The following is an 18,360-nucleotide window of genomic DNA, read 5'->3' as shown; positions in this document are numbered from 1 at the left end:
AATGTGGTTAAACAGTGACAACACTCATTTTTGGTCCAAACGGCTCAAAGTGGATATCATTCTCATGCCAACCTTGTTGTTTTAATAAATCAATCATACTTTCCATAAAACTAATAGTGCCACAAACATATACGTCAGCACCTTGTGGAATATGTTTAGCAATGAAGTTTGCATCAATACGCGCTTGTTGTGCAGTATAAATTACATGATTTTGAGCATGCCTTGCTTTGTTAATTAAAGTGTCAACTTCTGCTTTGAAAGCATGGTTTTCGCGGTTACGGCAAGAATGAATCCAATGAATTTCACGTTGATCATTCGTATTCACTTGTTGTTCTAACATAGCTAATAATGGGGTAATACCAACGCCACCACTAATTAAAACAAGTGGTTTATCGCTTTGTGCTAATAAGAAATCTCCAGCTGGGGCGGTAAAATCTAATTTATCACCCACTTGTACATGATCATGTAAATAATGTGAAACTAAGCCTTTTTGTTCACCTACACCTTCACGTTTTACGGCAAATTTTAAACCATTATTAGTGTCCGTTGAACAGAGCGAATAATGGCGCCATGCTGTATTGGTTTCACCTTCAGGTTGTACGCGTACAGTAATATATTGCCCTGCTTTGACTATTGGTAGTGGGAAATCAGCTTGTATAGTAAATTCTGTGATTTGATCAGAAACAGCACGTTTAGCTACGACTTTAAAAGGCTTATAACCTTCCCATGCCGCAGCATCATACATTGTTTGCTCAACTTGAATAAAGACATCTGCAATCACCCCATAAGCTTTTGCCCAAGCATCAATAATTGCGGGTGTGGCGGCCTCACCTAATACTTCTTTAATCGCTTTAAGTAAATTTTCACCAACAATGGGATAATGTTCTGCTTTAATTTCTAGCGCTCGGTGCTTATGCCCGATTTGCATCACATTAGGCAAAATTGCAGCCAGATTATCAATATGTTTTGCGGCAGCTAAAACAGTACTGGCGAGCGCCATTGGTTGGCGACCTTGTGTTTGGTTAGTTTTATTAAAGACGTTTAATAGCTCAGGATGGGCACTAAACATATTGTGATAAAAGGTTTTAGTAATGGTTGTGCCATGTTGTTCTAAAACAGGAATTGTCGCTTTGATAATGTCACGAGTTTGTTGATCTAACATTTTTTCTTCCTTGTTATTAATAATTGAGTAATTTACTCAGATTTATTTTTTGCTCAATTTACATAAACTAGGTAATAGCTTGCTATACCTCATTAGATGTATATAAATAGTGTTTTTGATGTAGATCAAAGTGAATGTTTATAATAAGATTTGTTATTTTGAACTAAAATTAGTACTAATTCATTTTGGCATAAAAAAAACTGAGGATTGCCTCAGGTTTTTTTACTTGTGATAGGGAATTATTCGACCGCCATTGGTACTTCCATCAGCAAAACTTCTGCATCGCTTGTGGCAATGATATCAATACTGTCTGTATCCCATAGCCCTAAACCATCACGTTGGTTTAACTCAATACCACCAATATTCGCATTCCCTTTTATCACAAAAGCGTACACACCATTGCCTGTTTTGTGTAGTGCATAGTTTTTAGCAACACCTTGATCAAATTTGGCAAGTGAAAACCAAGCATCTTGATGAATCCAAACCCCCTCATCTTCTGGATTAGGCGATAAGATTTGTTGGAAATCATTTGGTTTTTGTGTGTTTGCAATCGTAATTTGTTGGTAGCGTGGTTCCACATCACGTTTATTTGGAAAGACCCAAATTTGTAAAAATTGCACAGGCTTATCTGGGTTAGGGTTCATTTCACTGTGCGTAATGCCTGTCCCAGCAGACATGACTTGAATATCGCCATGACGGATCACACTTCCATTGCCCATACTGTCTTTATGTGCTAAATCACCACTCAATGGAATAGAAATAATCTCCATATTATCGTGAGGATGAGTACCAAAGCCCATGCCACCTTCAACAAAATCATCGTTGATGACTCGTAACGCGCCAAAATGAACTCGAGTTGGATCATAATAATGCGCAAAGCTAAAAGTGTGTCTGCTTTTTAACCAACCGTGATCTGCGTTGCCACGACTGTTTGCTGCGTGATATACCGTTTTCATTCTTTTATTCCCTCTCTGTTCAACATATAAGGGCATTATATCTTTTCTAATAAATAGATAAATAGACGAAATATTGATTCTGTTTTAACAAAGAGTAAATAATTCATCTTTTAATTAAAGTTTGAGCAGTGTTATGTTGCATTAATATTGGAGTAAAGTGCGGTCGTTTTTGTGCGAATTTCGTGATCCCTTTCGCAAAATTGAGAAAAACTGAGAATTATGACAATTATGAATGAGATTCAACATTTTTCATTCATATTGCTGTGCTTAAATGCAAACTATGTTTAATTTGAAAAGGGATTTATGAAGATGGCACAAGTTAGTTCTGATTCGCCTGTTCGCCCTCTACTGGAAATGAAAGGCATTGCCAAACGATTTGGTACTTTTTATGCCTTACAAAATGTGGATTTGTCTATTTATCGTGGTGAAATTCATGCATTGATGGGAGAGAATGGGGCAGGTAAAAGTACACTGATGAAAATTCTTGCTGGCGCTTATACTTCGTCTGCTGGTGAGATTCTCATTGATGGTGAGCATTTTTCTATTTCTTCACCTAAGGATGCAATTAAAGCAGGGATTACGTTAATCTATCAAGAAATTCACCTTTCCCCTAATTTAACGGTCGCTGAAAATATTTTTCTTGGACGTGAAATTAAAAATCTGTTTGGTTTAGATCGTAAAACTATGGCTGAAGAGTCACAAGAAGTATTGGATCGATTAGGCGCACAATTTTCTGCAACACAAAAAGTTTCTTCGTTAACCATTGCTGAGCAACAACAAGTCGAAATTGCACGTGCATTGCATCGTAATAGTCGTATTTTAGTAATGGATGAGCCAACTGCAGCGCTTTCTTCACGTGAAACTGAGCGTTTATTTGAATTAGTGAAAAAATTACGTGATGAGGGGATGGCGATTATTTATATCAGTCATCGAATGGCAGAAATTTATGAATTAGCAGATCGTGTTAGTGTATTGCGCGATGGGAAATATGTAGGTTCATTGACCCGCGATAACTTAGATTCGGCGACGTTGGTACAGATGATGGTAGGGCGTCCACTGACGGATTTATTTAATAAAGAAACTGTACCTGCTGGTGAAGAAGTGTTACGTGTCGAACACTTGTCTGATGGTAATAAAGTCAAAGATGCTTCCTTAGTAGTAAGGGCTGGAGAAATTATTGGTTTGTCTGGTTTAGTGGGGGCGGGACGTTCTGAGCTGGCACATTTATTATTTGGGGTAAAACAAGCAACTCACGGTAAAATTTATTTAAGTGGTGGTGAAATCAGTTTCCACTCGCCGCGTGATGCTATTGCACACCATGTCGCTTTGTTACCTGAAAATCGTAAAGAAGAAGGTTTGTTTCTTGATTTAAATATTTTGAAGAATGTCACGATGGCGACCATTGAGCGTGATGCTACGATGTTAGTGATTAATCAGGCAAAAGGTAAACAAGCCACGCAAGAAGCGATTGAAGGATTAAAAATGCGGGTGCCAAGTGCGAATGTCAATGTAAGTGGTTTATCTGGGGGAAACCAGCAAAAAGTGTTGCTTTCTCGTTGGGCGGCAATTCAGCCGAAATTGTTTATTATGGATGAGCCAACCCGTGGTGTTGATGTCGGCGCAAAAAGTGAAATTTATCGCATGATGATTGACATGGCAAAACAAGGTGTCGCAATTTTGATGATTTCTAGTGAGTTGCCAGAAATTGTGGGTATGAGCGACCGTGTATATGTTATGCGCGAAGGCTATACGGTAGGTGAGTTAACAGGCGATGAAATCAATCAAGAACGCATTATGGCATTTGCTTGTGGTGCAGAATCATAGAATCAGATTAAAAAGAATTAAAAATTGAGGAGAGGTAAAAATGGGAACAGCACAACCAGCCAAAGCAGGTTTTAAAAAGATTGCAATTGCGGATGCAATGCAAGCAATGGGGATTTTGCCGATTTTAATTTTAATCGTCATTATTTTCTCTTTTGTCGCACCAAATTTTATGACCGAAGCCAATATGTTGAATATTACACGGCAAGCGTCAATTAATATTGTATTAGCGGCAGGGATGACATTTGTTATTTTAACTGGAGGGATCGATCTTTCTGTTGGTTCTATTCTTGGTGTAACCGCTGTAATTGGTTTAGTGACTTCACTTAACCCAGCTTTAGCTGAATTTGCTGTACCACTTGCCTTGCTTGCTGGTCTTGGTATGGGCGTATTTAATGGTTTGCTCGTTGCTTACGCTGGGCTACCTCCTTTTATTGTGACACTAGGAACTTATACTGCTCTGCGTGGCGCTGCATATCTAGTCGCAGATGGCACCACAGTGATTAACTCAAAAATTTCATTTAGCTGGATCGGTAATGGTTATCTTGGCTCCATTCCTTGGTTAGTGATTATTGCCTTTGCTGTTATTGCAGTATGTTGGTTTATTTTGCGTCGTACTACATTGGGTACGCATATTTATGCCGTAGGCGGTAACTTACAAGCTGCTCGCTTAACGGGTATTAAAGTGTCTTTAGTATTAATTTTTGTTTACGCAACCAGTGGTTTGTTATCTGGGCTTGGTGGCGTAATGAGTGCATCACGTTTATACAGTGCTAACGGTAACCTTGGTGTTGGTTATGAACTTGATGCAATTGCAGCTGTTATTTTAGGCGGCACAAGTTTTGTGGGCGGTATCGGTACAATTACAGGTACGCTCATCGGTGCGTTGATTATTGCCACCTTAAATAATGGTATGACGTTAATGGGCGTGTCTTATTTCTGGCAACTCGTTATTAAAGGTGGGGTAATCATCGTTGCTGTATTAATCGATAAATACCGTACTCGTTCAGTTTAATATCCACTTTATAGGAGAAATTGTAATGAAATTAAAAACTTTAGCAGTATCTTTAATGTTAGCAGTCGCACCTTTTGCGCAAGCAAAAGAATTAAAATCTATCGGTGTTACAGTGGGCGATTTGGCTAATCCCTTCTTCGTGCAAATTGCGAAAGGAGCTGAATTAAAAGCCAAAGAATTAGCAGGTGATAAAGTGAACGTTGTTTCTGTATCAAGTGGTTATGATTTAGGTCAACAAGTTGCACAAATTGATAACTTCATTGCGGCAAAAGCGGATATGATTATTCTTAATGCGGCAGATTCTAAAGGAATTGGACCCGCAGTACAGCGTGCACGTGATGCGGGTATCGTAGTAGTCGCGGTTGACGTCGCGGCTGATGGTGCGAATGCAACAGTGACTTCAAATAACTACCAAGCAGGAGAAATTGCTTGCCAGACTATCGTTGAAAAATTAAATGGTAAAGGGAATGTCGTCATTATTAATGGACCACCAGTATCTGCAGTACAAGATCGTGTACAAGGTTGCCAAGATGTATTTGCAAAACATAGTGATATCAAAGTGTTATCACATAACCAAAATGCAAAAGGTAGTCGTGAAGGTGGTTTAGAAGTGATGACCTCATTATTAATTGCACATCCGAAAATTGATGCGGTATTTGCCATTAATGATCCAACTGCGATTGGTGCAGATTTAGCTGCAAAACAGGCGCAGCGTAGTGAATTCTTCATTATGGGTGTGGATGGTTCGCCAGATGGTGAAGAAGCATTGAAATTATCAGACAGTTTATTCCGCGGTACGCCAGCTCAGGATCCACAAGTAATGGCGGCAGAAGCAGTGAAAATTGGTTATGATATTTTACAAGGCAAACCAGCCCCGAAAGATCCTGTGTTAATCCCAGTACATTTAATTACTCGTGATAACATCAAAGATTACAAAGGTTGGACTGTTAAGTAATTGAATTTCCCCCTCTTTCTTTTTTCAGAAAGGGGGGAATTATATGAAAAAATTGAGTTTTATTTGAGAGATAGACGTTATCGAAGTAATTCGAAATATAATGGAAGGTGAAATCCTTCCATTTGGTCTATAGCAATGAGTTGTCACTAAGAGGAAAGGTGCTTTACTTATTGATTTTATATTAAAAGTGGTAGAATTCTAGTTAATTAGATAAATTAACAGCGTTCAACAGCAGCAGAAAATAAATAACCAGTACCACGTACAGTTTGAATATAAGTAGGCGCTTTGGGATTAGGCTCGATTTTTTTACGTAAGCGCATAATTAAAACATCGATAGTGCGATCGAAAATTTCTAAGCTTTCACTGTGAGTGAGTTCGAGTAACTTTTGGCGAGAAAGGACTTTTTGTGCATTAGCAATTAGTGCATATAGCAAGGTATATTCACCTTGAGTTAGTTCTACTTCCTGTTTTTGTGGGGTATAAAGTTTATGATTTTCAGTATCAAGGATCCAGTGATTAAAGGTGAGTCCTTGGTGGATATTACTTGCAATAAAAGGTTGTGGTTGATGGCGGCGTAAAACTACTTTTGCTCTTGCAACTACTACACGAGGATAAAATGGTTTTGGAATGTAGTCATCGGCACCCATTTCTAAACCTACCACAATATCAGATTCAGAGTCTAGCCCACTTAACATGATGACAGGTGCTGACGTCATTGTTTTTAAACTTTGTAATAGGACTAAACCGTTCACGTCAGGCAGAATTAAATCCAGAAAAATAAGAGAAAAATGGGCGCCAGATTGCAGCAAACTTAATGCTTGTTTGCCTGTTTGTGCACTGACAACAGCATAACCATGCTCTTCGAAAATATCGGTAAGCAGTTCACAAATTTGAACATCATCATCAATAACAAGAATAGACGTATTTTGTTGCATGGCTGGACTCATTTATGACACAAAGAATTTCTAAAGTATATATAATTTCGTTCTGAAATAATATTCATCAATTCACAAAATTAACATTATGAGGTGGCTATGCGTATTGGCATTGATTTAGGTGGGACAAAAATTGAAGTGATTGCACTTTCTAATGATGGAAAGGAACTGTTTAGAAAACGTGTGCCAACACCAAGAGGTTCATATGAAGAAACATTGGCAGCAATTAAAGGACTAGTTGATGATGCAGAACAAGCTACAGGACAAATGGGTACGGTGGGTATTGGTATTCCAGGAACGATTTCACCTTTTAGCCATAAAGTGAAAAATGCCAATTCGGTTTGGCTAAATGGGCAAGCGTTAGATAAAGATTTGTGTCGTTTATTAAGTCGAGAAGTACGTATTGCCAATGATGCAAACTGTATGACCGTATCTGAAGCCACTGATGGTGCAGGAGCCGGATATGAAGTGGTACTCGCGTTGATTTTAGGTACAGGTTCTGGTTCAGGTATTGCGATTAATGGTAAACCTCATAATGGAGGTAACGGTATTGGTGGTGAATGGGGGCACAACCAGTTACCTTGGATGGATGAAGAAGAACGAGAAGTTGCACGTCATAATCAATGCTATTGTGGGCATTATGGTTGTGTTGAGCAGTTTGTTTCTGGTACGGGGTTATGCGATGACTATGAACGTCGTTCTGGTCAGCGTTTAAAAGGGAATGAGATTGTTGCTCTTTCTGAACAGGGGGATGTGCTCGCCGAGCAATCAATTCAGGCTTACGAACGTCGTTTAGCCAAAGCGTTATCGGCTTATGTCAATATGCTGGATCCTGATGTTATTGTATTCGCTGGTGGGGTGTGTAATATCGATCGGCTTTATACGAATGTACCAAAATTAATGCCAAATTACATTTTTGGTAAAGAGTTCCATACGCCAATTCGTAAAGCGTTACATGGTGATTCTAGTGGTGTGCGCGGTGCCGCTTGGTTATGGCCGTTGGAGAAATAAGCAAAACTTTTGCAAAATCGACCGCACTTTAGACCTTATTGAAGGGGGGAGGGGAGCATGAAACGTTCTGAAATTAATCAAGTGATTGAGGAAGCAAAGGCGCTAATGCAGCGCTATTGTTTCCATCTACCCATATTTGCTGATTACAGCTTGCAAGATTGGCAACAAGCAAATCTTAGTACACAACAAGAAGTTCTTGATGCACGTTTAGGCTGGGATGTGACAGATTTTAATTTGAATGATTTTGCCAAATTTGGTTTAACGTTATTCACCATTCGTAATCAGTCTGCAACTAACAATAAGCCTTATGCAGAGAAAATTATGATGGTAAAAGAAGGGCAAATTACCCCCATGCATTACCATTGGAAAAAAATGGAGGATATTATTAATCGTGGCGGCGGGACTTTAGTGATTCGCTTATATCAACGTGATGAGCAAACGGATTTGTTAGATGATAGCGCAGATATTCACGTTGCGATTGATGGCAAGCAAATGACTGTGCCAGCAGGTGGTCTAGTTAAACTTAAACCCGGGCAGAGTATTTGTTTAACCCCATTGCTCTACCATAGTTTTTGGGCTGAAGATGGCGTGGTGTTAGCGGGTGAAGTTTCTATGGCAAATGATGATTTAACTGATAATCGCTTTTTAGAGCCTTTAGGGCGTTTCTCACACATTGAAGAAGACGAAACACCAATTCACTTGCTGTGTAGTGATTATAACCATTATTTAAAAGGGGAATAACATGGCATTGTTAAATTTAAAATCCATGTTGGCTGTCGCAAACCAACACAAATTTGCAGTAGGCGCATTTAATGCGATTGATTCCAATTTTATTGATGCAGTTTTTGCTGCGGCGCAACAACATCAATCGCCAGTGATTATTAACGTAGCAGAGGTACATTTACAGTATATTGATTTAGAGCCAACGACAGAATATATCAAGAAAAAAGCAGCACTTGCTGGGATACCTGTTTGTTTAAACTTGGATCATGGCTTAACTTTCCCTACGATTGAGCGTGCGATTAAGTGCGGTTTTTCTTCAATTATGTTTGATGGTTCACAATTACCTTATGCCGAAAATATTACACAAACCCGCAAGGTAGTTGAACTGTGTAAAAACTATGGTATTTCAGTGGAAGGTGAGCTAGGCGCAGTGGGGGGGGATGAAGGCGGTGCATTAGAAAGTAGCGCTGATGTGGCGTTATATACCAAAGTGGAACAAGCAGTGGAATTTGTCAGTGAAACGGGGATTGATGCACTTGCTGTTGCAATTGGTAATACGCATGGTAAATATAAAGGCGTACCTAAATTAGATTTTGCGCGACTTGAGCAAATTCATCAGGCTGTTTCTGTACCATTGGTTTTACATGGGGGGTCAGGCTTAAGTGTAGAAGATTTCCAACAGACGATTCAGCGTGGCATTTGTAAAATCAATTTCTTTACTGGTATGTCACAAGCCGCGTTACAACAAGTTGAACAAGATATAAATAATACTGAATTAGACGCTAAATATAATTATTACTTGATTATGATGAATAATGTGCAACAAGCAATTAGCCATACTGTTGCAGAACAAATGCACATTTTTAATAGTATTAATAAGGCACAATACTATGCAGGCACGTAATGGTATTCTCGCAATTGGTAATTTGTTAGTTGATCGTACTTTATTGATTTCAGATTATCCGCAAGAATCTATGTTAGCCACCATTTCAAAAGTCGAACTTCATTGTGGTGGTGGCTGTACTAATATATTGTTTAATTTAGCGAAACTTGATCCAGACTTACCGCGTTTTCTTGCGGGGGCAATTGGTAAAGACAGTGAAGGACAGTTTATTTTACGTCAAGCCCAGCAACATGGTGTGAATGTAGATAATGTGGTTGAATTAGATTTACCTACTTCGTTTACAGATGTGATGATAAATTCACACACAGGTGACCGCACTTTTTTTCATTATGTGGGAGCGATGGCACAGTACCAAGCGGAACATATTTTGCAAATTCATCATCCCGCTAAAATTGCACATATTGCATACCTTCCGTTATTGCCACAATTATTGGATGTCGCTCAGCTCAAGAATACACTGACACAATTACATCAACAAGGTTTACTGATTTCTATTGATTTAGTTTCTGTGTCAGATAAACACATTTTCATCCAACAAATCCAACCAATTTTACCTTTTGTCGATTATGTCATTATTAATGATGTTGAAGCGAAATGGCTGACGGATTGTGAGCATTTAGCATCTACACCAGAAGTATTACAACAAATGGCAGCACAAATTATAGCACAAGGTGTGCGAGATACTGTGATTGTGCATGAGCCAAAATGGGCAGTGGCAACAAATAAACAAGGGGAACAGATTGGAGTGCCATCTTATTGGGTGGAGAAGAAACACGTTATTAGTACGTTAGGGGCTGGTGATGCTTTTTGTACTGGTGTGCTTTATGGTTTACACCATCATTTGCCTTTAGTTGAGGTGTTAAAACTCGGGCATGGCTTGGCATATTTTAATTTATTCTCTATGTCAGCCACAGGTGGTGCGGTCAGTTATGAAACATTGCAAAGTTTTATTGCGGCACAAACATAAAATGATTGGATGGTCTGATAGCACTATTTTAATCTAAATTCTTTTGGGGTTTTCCCATATTCTCTTTTAAATACCGCATAGAAATATTGTACTGATGGATAACCGCAAATCTCAGCAATTTCTTGCGTAGAAATATCAGTAAAACGTAGCATATATTGTGCTCGGGTTAATTTTTCTTCATGAATGATTTGATGAATTGTTTTGTTCATTTCATTTTTAAAACGCTGTTCTAAATTAGAACGGGAAATACGTAAATGATCTAATACTTGTTCGGTTTTAATACCTTGGCAGGCACGATGGCGAATAAAATGCATGGCTTGAATAACTAAAGGATCTTGTAACGAGCGATAATCTGTTGAACGGCGTTCTGCGACATTAATTGGTGGAATTAATATAGGTTTATGTGATACTGGATATCCACTGAGTTGCTGATGAAGCAATTTAGCGGCTTGGTAACCAATTTGGCTAGTTCCTTGTACAACGGAAGAAAGTGAGACTCTGGATAAGTATTGAATCAGTTCTTCATTATCGATCCCAATGATACACAGTTCATCCGGAACAACAATGTGGAGCCGTTCACAAGCTTGGAGTAAATGTCTCGCACGAGCATCGGTTACAGCAATAATCCCAGTATGTTTTGCAAGCTTTTTTAGCCATTCGCACAGCCTGTCTTGCGATTCTAACCAATTTTGCGAGTTAGTTTTATCGCCAAGATAATACTGTGGCTTATGTTCATAACGCTGCATTAGCTGAATAAAAGCATTTTGGCGTTCTAATGACCAATGTTTTTCACTTTCAGCAGGATAACCATAAAACGCAAAACGATTAATTCCTTTCTGTTGAAGATGAAGAAAAGCTGTTTCGATTAGTGCATAATTGTCTGTTGCGACATAAGGGAGATCAGGATAATAAGCTGGGTTTTGGTATGAACCACCTACAGCAATAATTGGTACATTAATGTTATGCAGCAATTCTGCGGTTTCAATGTCATCAAAATCAGCGATAATACCATCAATAGATAAATTTCGGATGTCTTCTTTGTGATAGACAAAATCATCCTCCATAAAAATATCCCAGGTGCATTGTGATGCTTGGATATATTGTCCAATCCCCTCAATTACACCACGGTCATAAATTTTATTTGCATTAAAGAGTAGGGCAACTTTGTAAGGTTGTTCTGACATTTTTATCTCCTTTGCTTGTTCCACTATAAGATAAAAAAGTAAACTTAGCAAAATGATAAAAATTCCACCGCACTTTTGGCTAAACAAAGTAGTCAGCGGTGGAATGAGACATGAATTTGAGAGTAAATTACGCTTTTTTCTTGCTTACTGTATCAAGCCATACTGCGAGAAGGAGAATGCCGCCTTTTACGATATATTGCCAGAATGTAGGGACATCTAACATACTCATTCCGTTATCCAGTAAAGCAATAATAAATGCACCTATTACTACACCATAAATAGTACCTATACCACCAGCAAGGCTCGCGCCGCCAATTACACAAGCCGCAATCGCATCAAGTTCTGCATTTTGACCTGCCGATGGTGCGCCTGCGCCTAAACGTGCACTTAAAATTAAACCTGCAATGGCGACTAAAAGTCCATTTAAAGCAAAAATAATTAGCTTGGCTTTTTCGACATTAATGCCAGATAATCTTGCCGCATCAATATTGCCACCGATGGCATAAATATGGCGACCAAAAGCGGTTTTTCTGGCTAAAAATGTACCAATAATAGTCAGTAAAGCCAATACTAAAACGGGAAATGGCACGCCTCGGTAGGTATTTAGCAAATAAATTGCACCTAATACTAAAATAGTAACTACAGCATAGGTTAGCGTGTCTTTTGTGACAGGTTGTACTGCTAAGTTGAGTCTTTGGCGAGCTTTACGTTGATAGCTGCCCCAAACAACAAAGAAAAACAACACAATGGTCGCCAACAGCATGCCTAAGCTATCTGGTAAATAACCTTGCCCGATAGCGGTCATTTCTGCACTAATTGGTGAAACTGTTGTACCATTAGTTAAACCAATTAAAATGCCTCTAAAAGCTAACATACCTGCTAATGTGACGATGAAAGAAGGTACTTTTCGGTAGGCAACCCACCAGCCATTCCAAGCACCCAACATAAGCCCTAATATTAATGTAATCAGGATAGTTAAGGGTAATGGCCAATGCCACCAGACATTAGTAATCGCCGCAAACCCACCCAACAGACCCATTAAGGAACCAACAGATAAGTCAATTTCTGCCGAGATAATAATAAAGACCATGCCGATAGCTAATATTCCCGTAATGGAAGTTTGGCGTAGTAAATTTGATATATTTCTTGCACTTAAATAGGCACCATCGGTTGCAAATGAGAAAAACGTCATAATAATCACAATGGCAATAAGCATAATATAAACTTGTAAATTAATTGATTTTAATTTGTTCATTGGTTACTCCTTAAGTGCCGCTTCCATCACTTGTTCTTGGGTCAGATTGTTATTAATAAGATCTGCTTTAATTTTTCCTTGATGCATCACTAATATGCGATCGCTAATACCAAGTACTTCAGGTAGTTCAGATGAAATAACAATAATCGCCATACCTTCTTGTGCGAGTTGGTTGATTAGCTTATAAATTTCATATTTGGCGCCGACATCAATTCCTCTGGTCGGTTCATCTAAGATCAAGATTTTGGGATTCAGTAACAAGCATTTTGCCAGAATCGCTTTTTGTTGGTTGCCACCACTTAAACGCCCAATAGCCAGCTGTGTTGAGGAAGTTTTGACGGTGAGTTTAGCGATGGATTGATTGATGATCGTTTCTTCAAGCGGAGCATTAATGATTTTTTTTCCAAAACAGAATTGTGAGAGAGAGGCGAGAGTAATATTTTGCCCCACTCCCATAATTGGAATAATGCCATGTTTTTTACGATCTTCTGGCACCATGACAATATGATTGGCAATGGCTTGCGCACAGTTTTTAATCTGGATAGGCTGATTTTCAAGGATAATATTACCCTGATATTTTCCTAGATAAGATCCAAAGATACATTGTGCCATTTCTGTGCGCCCAGAACCTACGAGTCCTGCTACGCCAAGAATTTCCCCTTTGTGTAAAGCAAAATTTGCGTTATCAACGCGTTTGATATGGGTATTTGTTGGATGCCATGCCGTTAAGTTTTCTATGCGTAGAATTTCATCACCAATGGAATGCGCTTGATGAGGATACAATGAAGTGATTTCTCTACCGACCATCATCGTGATAATGTCATCTTCGCTCATCTTTTTAGCAGGATGCGTACCAATATGCTCCCCATCTCGAATAATGCAAATATTATCGGAGATGGCTTTGACTTCATTTAATTTATGTGAAATATAAATACAAGCAATATTGTGTGCCTGTAGATCCTTAATAAGATTTAACAAAATTGCCGTTTCTTTTTCAGTTAATGAGGCAGTAGGTTCATCTAGAATGAGTAAACGGACTTTTTTATTTAATGCTTTCGCTATTTCCACTAATTGTTGTTGCCCTAAACCCAGTTCTCTAACTTGCGTATGTGGATCAACCTCTAATTGCACTTGTTGTAATAATGCCTGACAACGTAAGTACATTTCATTGTCATTAGTGAATCCTAGCTGCGTCATTTCATTGCCTAAAAACATATTCTCCAGAATAGACATGTTTTTTACTAACGCGAGCTCTTGATGAATAATTGAAATACCCTTTTCTTCGGTATCTTTGATATTTTTGGCAATGAGTTTTTCGTTTGAAAAGTAGATTTCACCTGCATAGTCACCATGTGGATAAATACCACATAATACTTTCATTAAGGTGGATTTGCCGGAACCATTTTCGCCACAGAGAGAAAGCACTTCTCCCATTTCTAGCGAAATTGAAATATTATTTAAAGCAACAACATCACCAAATTTTTTTGTGATGTTTTTCATTTCTAATAATTTCGCCATAATTTATCGTTCCCTAACAGGGTAGTGCAGTGTAGTTGCACTACCTTGTTATTTTAGTTAAAAAGATTATTTATAAATTGCCTCTTTACTATGAAAACCATCTTTAATCACGGTGTCATCAATGTTTTCTTTAGTGACGATAACAGGCTCTAACAAGTAACTTGGCACCTCTTTCATGCCATTATGGAGGGTCGAATTCGCGTCTATTTTTTGCTCTTTACCTAATTCGACAGCGATTTCAGCGGCTTTATTGGCTAAATGAGCAATTGGTTTATAAACTGTCATAGTTTGTGAACCATCAACAATACGTTTGATTGCGGCTAAATCAGCATCTTGCCCTGAAATAGCCACTTTACCCGCTAGACCTTGTGCACTTAATGCTTGGATTGCACCACCTGCCGTAGCGTCATTAGACGCGACTACTGCATCAATATTGTTTTTGTTAGCAGTGAGCGCATTTTCCATAATTTGTAAGGCTTTTTCCGCTAACCAAGAATCGACCCATTGATCGCCAACCACTTTAATTTTTCCACTGTCAATATGTGGTTGTAATACTTTCATCTGCCCTTTACGAAACAACTTCGCATTATTATCTACAGGTGAGCCACCCATTAAAAAATAATGACCTTCTGGTTTTTTCTCGATAATACTTTGTGCTTGTAACTCACCGACTTTTTCATTATCAAAAGAAACGTAGAAATCAATATCTGCGTTATTAATTAAACGATCATAGGCTAATACTTTTACGCCTTCTTTTTTGGCTTCTGAAATGACATTCCCTAAAACTTCACCATTAAATGGAATGATAACCAGCACATCAATATCTTTGTTTAACATATTTTCAATTTGAGAAATTTGAGCGCTAGCATCACCATTAGCAGATTGGACAAAGACTTTTGCCCCTAATTCTTCGGCTTTTTTTACAAAAATATCACGGTCTTTTTGCCAGCGTTCTAAGCGTAAATCATCAATAGACATCCCAATTTTTAAATCTTTTGCAATAGCAGTATTGTTTAAGAACATTAATGCAGTAGTGATTGCGAGTAATGTTGATTTAATTTTCATAGGCCACCTCAAAGTAGTTGGATAAGTGATATTTCGAGTAGTCACTGCTTAACTCATAGTCAGTTTGAGCAGATTACAAATGAAGTGCAATTATCAGATCTTGTAATAGCATTACGTTTTTTGTTTTTTGTGATTTGCTACACAATAACCAATAATCTAAAGTCCAAAGTGAAATAACATAATGCCTTTATTGGAAGAATAAAAAAAATCACCGCTCATCAGGTTGAGCGGCGATGTTATTATGGTAAAAAACGGCAGCTATTTTAATTTTGCAATACCAAATCCTGTCACTCCCCATAGCATGGCAAAGACAATACCACTCCAGCACAATACAGCCCAAGGTAGGTAAGAGAGTGTCGCGACACCAAGTGTGCCTGCCATATAAGCGCCTGCTGCTGTCCAAGGTAGGATAGGTTCGATAACTGTGGCAGAGTCTTCAACTGTTCGACTGAGGTTTTTAGGATGTAATCCACGTTCAATGTAAGCTTCTTTTAGCATTTCACCCGGAATTAAGATAGAAATTTGCCCATTACAAGTCACTCCAATCATGGTTAATCCACAAAGGATAGTCGCAAAGATTAAAGAAGCTGTAGATTTTACTAGTTTAAGCAAATGTTTGATGATCACATCTAACGCACCGCTGAGTGATAAAATACCAGCGAAAGATAATGCGCAGAAACAGATTAATAAAGTGCCCATCATCGCATTCATTCCGCCTCGATTTAAAAGCCGCGCTAGATCTGCACTGATTGCTATGTCATTTTTGATCATTGAAACATTAAATCCGTTGACCGCACTATTGATCACATCATGCAATGAAAACCCTTGAATGAATAATGCATTTAATACAGCAATCGCGGCTGAAAGTAGCATAACGGGGATTGTCGGCTTTTTAGTAATAGACCCCCATAAAATAATGACGATAGGAATAAGTAACAAAATGACATTAAAATGATAAATTTGCTTTAATCCTGAAAGCATTGCTAATACTTTTTCTGGGGTTGCAACATCATGAAAATTACTACTCATGCCGTAAACAACATAAATGATCGCTGCTAGTATGAAAGAAGGCAGAGTAGTATAAAGTAAATGAGCGATATGTTCATAAAGATCAACACCAGTGGCGGCTGAAGCGATGTTTGTTGTATCGGATAATGGCGATAGTTTATCACCAAAATAAGCCCCAGCGACGACCGCACCTGCCGTCGCCGCCAAGTTGGCGTCTAATCCGATTGCAACACCCATAAACGCAACACCAACTGTGCCCGCAGACCCCCAAGACGTACCTGTACAAACAGATACAATAGAGGTTAAAACAAGTGCGGTGATATATAAGAATTGAGGGTCGATAATTTTTAAGCCGTAATAAATCATCATAGGGATTGTACCGCCAGCAATCCAGGTACCGATTAATAATCCAACAGTAATTAAAATTAACAATGCGGGCATTGTTTTAGCTATTTTAGCTGCGATAGCATTTAAGATATCGCTGTAATTGTACCCTAAATGTTTTACTAAAAATCCAGCAAATACACAGGAAATTACCATCAATGGTTCAGGCGGTAAGTCAAAGAATGCATAACCTAAACCTAATAGAACCAACATAACCAATATAGGAGATAAAGCTTGTGGCAATGTGGGGATTTTTATTTCATTGTTCATCTTCATAATTAAGCTCCTCTTGCATTAATAACGCTAGACCTTGTTTCATTTTTTGTAGGCTCTCTTTTAATAAGGCGCGCGGCATGGCGACGTTCATTCTGAAAAAAGACTGTCCTTCGCGACCAAAATCACTTCCCCAAGACACTTCGATATGGGATAAATCAAGAAACCAGTGTTTCAGCTTTTCTTCATTGATCTGTAGCTTGCTATAGTTAACCCAAATCAGATAAGTGCCTTCGCTGTTGAATACCTCCAATTGTGGTATTTCTTGAGTGAAAAAATCTTTTACAATCAATTTGTTGTGATAAATATAATGTTTTAGTTTATCAAGCCAGTCGTCGCAATATTGATAAGCAATCTGAAGGGCGGGAATGGAAAAGAAATTTGGGTTATGCATACCTAAGGCTTGCATACAGCCTTGAAATTTATCCCTGACCTTTTTATTGCGAATAAGTAGATTGGCAATTTCAAGTCCCGGGATATTGAATGTTTTGGCGGGTGACGTACAAATGATGGAGTGCTTTTCAACATATGCGCTTATTGCGGAAATAATCATATGTTTGTCACCAGAAAAATCGAAATCAGCATGAACGTCATCAGATAAAATAAACACGCCATATTTTTCTGCTAACGCTGCAATATGTTGTAAATCGCTACGTGACCAGACGACGCCAGTAGGGTTATGTGGTGAAATCAGAATAAAGGTTTTTGCTGTTTCAAAACATTTTTCCAGTTGATGGAAATCAATAACGTACTTTCCTGCTTGATAAATTAATTCACAGCGTTTAACTGTTCGATTATTCAATAAAATCGCATTGAGTATGGGAGCATATGATGGTGTGAGGAGACAGATACTGTCTTTTGGTGAAGTAAACTCTTTAATATAAATAGAGATCGCTTGAATTATGCGAGGACAAAAAATAATGTGTTCGTTGGCTATTTCATACTGATAATGGCGAAGTAGGTATCTTCTGACAATATCGTAATAGTTGTCAGGTAATATCGTATAACCATAGATCCCGGTCCGATTTTGTTGTGCTAAATAATCAATTAACATTTGAGGCGCGGGTAAATCCATATCTGCGACAGACATCGAAATCATATCTTTGCCATATTGACGAGTAATTGCCCATTTGGCGCTATTACAATTCGATCTGTCAGTAAAAACATCAAAGAGATTATCTGCCATACATGTTCTCCAATATTGGATTTATACAAACTTTAGAG

Annotated in this window: 16 protein-coding genes; 7 read left to right on the top strand and 9 right to left on the bottom strand. The window is 38.3% G+C overall.

The window, feature by feature from the left end:
* Nucleotides 1-7 precede the first annotated feature (7 nt).
* Nucleotides 8-1,162: an NO-inducible flavohemoprotein gene (gene hmpA / locus C0975_RS10140; RefSeq protein WP_101776277.1), complete on the bottom strand. Its 1,155-nt coding sequence runs from the start codon at nt 1,160-1,162 to the stop codon at nt 8-10.
* A 239-nt stretch (nt 1,163-1,401) separates the two neighbouring features.
* Nucleotides 1,402-2,118: a pirin family protein gene (locus C0975_RS10135; RefSeq protein WP_101776276.1), complete on the bottom strand. Its 717-nt coding sequence runs from the start codon at nt 2,116-2,118 to the stop codon at nt 1,402-1,404.
* 303 nt (nt 2,119-2,421) lie between these two features.
* Between C0975_RS10135 and C0975_RS10130 the strand changes: the two genes are divergently transcribed.
* Genes C0975_RS10130 through C0975_RS10120 form a run of 3 tightly spaced genes read left to right on the top strand, consistent with a single transcriptional unit; the run spans nt 2,422 to nt 5,909 of the window.
* Nucleotides 2,422-3,942, top strand: a complete 1,521-nt coding sequence (locus C0975_RS10130; protein WP_379095396.1) for a sugar ABC transporter ATP-binding protein — start codon at nt 2,422-2,424, stop codon at nt 3,940-3,942.
* 40 nt (nt 3,943-3,982) lie between these two features.
* Nucleotides 3,983-4,954 (top strand): ABC transporter permease subunit, encoded by a 972-nt coding sequence (locus C0975_RS10125; protein ID WP_101776274.1) that lies wholly within the window; start codon nt 3,983-3,985, stop codon nt 4,952-4,954.
* 25 nt (nt 4,955-4,979) lie between these two features.
* Complete coding sequence (locus C0975_RS10120) at nt 4,980-5,909, top strand: ABC transporter substrate-binding protein (protein WP_101776273.1); 930 nt, start codon at nt 4,980-4,982, stop codon at nt 5,907-5,909.
* 215 nt (nt 5,910-6,124) lie between these two features.
* Here C0975_RS10120 and C0975_RS10115 read toward each other — a convergent pair whose 3' ends face one another.
* On the bottom strand, nt 6,125-6,844 hold the full coding sequence (locus C0975_RS10115) for a response regulator (RefSeq protein WP_101776272.1): 720 nt from the start codon (nt 6,842-6,844) through the stop codon (nt 6,125-6,127).
* Between the two features lie 99 nt (nt 6,845-6,943).
* Here C0975_RS10115 and mak point away from each other — a divergent pair, with 99 nt between their 5' ends.
* From mak to C0975_RS10095, 4 genes are read left to right on the top strand one after another with little or no spacing between them, the layout of a single operon-like run.
* Complete coding sequence (gene mak / locus C0975_RS10110; RefSeq protein WP_101776271.1) at nt 6,944-7,855, top strand: fructokinase; 912 nt, start codon at nt 6,944-6,946, stop codon at nt 7,853-7,855.
* Between the two features lie 57 nt (nt 7,856-7,912).
* Complete coding sequence (locus C0975_RS10105) at nt 7,913-8,596, top strand: D-lyxose/D-mannose family sugar isomerase (protein ID WP_101776270.1); 684 nt, start codon at nt 7,913-7,915, stop codon at nt 8,594-8,596.
* 1 nt (nt 8,597) lies between these two features.
* Nucleotides 8,598-9,482, top strand: coding sequence for a ketose 1,6-bisphosphate aldolase (locus C0975_RS10100; RefSeq protein ID WP_101776269.1), 885 nt, complete (start codon nt 8,598-8,600; stop codon nt 9,480-9,482).
* On the top strand, nt 9,469-10,449 hold the full coding sequence (locus tag C0975_RS10095) for a carbohydrate kinase family protein (protein WP_101776268.1): 981 nt from the start codon (nt 9,469-9,471) through the stop codon (nt 10,447-10,449). The genes C0975_RS10100 and C0975_RS10095 overlap by 14 nt, the downstream gene beginning before the upstream one ends.
* Nucleotides 10,450-10,472: 23 nt before the next feature.
* Here C0975_RS10095 and C0975_RS10090 read toward each other — a convergent pair whose 3' ends face one another.
* The 6 genes from C0975_RS10090 to C0975_RS10065 form a co-directional block, all read right to left on the bottom strand.
* Entirely contained in the window at nt 10,473-11,633 is a 1,161-nt protein-coding gene (locus tag C0975_RS10090) for a XylR family transcriptional regulator (RefSeq protein WP_101776267.1), read from the bottom strand.
* 127 nt (nt 11,634-11,760) lie between these two features.
* A complete protein-coding gene (locus C0975_RS10085; RefSeq protein WP_101776266.1) occupies nt 11,761-12,888 on the bottom strand; it encodes a sugar ABC transporter permease in 1,128 nt (375 codons plus the stop codon).
* Between the two features lie 3 nt (nt 12,889-12,891).
* Nucleotides 12,892-14,406, bottom strand: coding sequence for a D-xylose ABC transporter ATP-binding protein (gene xylG, locus C0975_RS10080; protein ID WP_101776265.1), 1,515 nt, complete (start codon nt 14,404-14,406; stop codon nt 12,892-12,894).
* Nucleotides 14,407-14,472: 66 nt separating this feature from the next.
* Nucleotides 14,473-15,471 (bottom strand): D-xylose ABC transporter substrate-binding protein, encoded by a 999-nt coding sequence (xylF, locus tag C0975_RS10075; protein ID WP_101776264.1) that lies wholly within the window; start codon nt 15,469-15,471, stop codon nt 14,473-14,475.
* Between the two features lie 258 nt (nt 15,472-15,729).
* A complete protein-coding gene (gene nhaC, locus C0975_RS10070) occupies nt 15,730-17,133 on the bottom strand; it encodes a Na+/H+ antiporter NhaC (protein WP_101776325.1) in 1,404 nt (467 codons plus the stop codon).
* Nucleotides 17,123-18,322 (bottom strand): MalY/PatB family protein, encoded by a 1,200-nt coding sequence (locus C0975_RS10065; protein WP_101776263.1) that lies wholly within the window; start codon nt 18,320-18,322, stop codon nt 17,123-17,125. The genes nhaC and C0975_RS10065 overlap by 11 nt, the downstream gene beginning before the upstream one ends.
* Nucleotides 18,323-18,360 lie beyond the last annotated feature (38 nt).

Source organism: Pasteurella oralis, from assembly GCF_002850605.1.
In the GTDB taxonomy this organism is placed as follows: Bacteria; Pseudomonadota; Gammaproteobacteria; order Enterobacterales; family Pasteurellaceae; genus Pasteurella; species Pasteurella oralis.
The sequence above is the reverse complement of the archived record's forward strand: the minus strand, read 5'-3'. Positions and strand labels throughout refer to the sequence as shown.